This window comes from Citrobacter sp. VF227 (genome assembly GCF_052950715.1).
Genome location: NZ_JBRFVF010000422.1, coordinates 1 through 462 on the forward strand (window position 1 = coordinate 1; position 462 = coordinate 462).

Here is a 462-nt window from a genome sequence, read left to right on the forward strand (position 1 = left end):
TTTCAATATCGCTAATCGCAGGGAAGGGGATTTCGCCAGGTTTCAGATCGCCCGCCCACCAGATAGCGACAATGAGGGCAACAATCAGTCCGGCAATGCCCGTTTGCAGATTCGCGCTGGTGCTTGCGCCGCGAGAGCCGATATACCAAACCAATCCCAGCGTACCGAGTTCCGCCAACAGCAGTTGCTCGTCATGCCAGCCAAACATCGCCTGGCCAAATCCGGCGGCGCTGTGTAATGCCGCGGGCAAGCCGACGGGAATCACCGATAAAAACAGCCATCCGGTGACGCGCTCCAGGCGTGAGCCAAAGGCCATGCCGACAAAATGCGCTACGCTGCCCGCGCTGGGAAAATGGCGACCCAGTATGGCAAAGACAATCGCCACGGGAAAAACTAAAACAATCAGCACCGGCCAGGCCCACAAACTTTTGTTGCCGGCCACCAGCGCAGCCAGCGCAGGGA

At 58.7% G+C, this 462-nt stretch carries 1 pseudogene; it reads right to left on the reverse strand.

Annotated features, from left to right (window positions below):
- A pseudogene (locus tag ACU8YC_RS27110) lies at positions 1 to 462 on the reverse strand (L-methionine/branched-chain amino acid transporter); the annotation flags it as partial.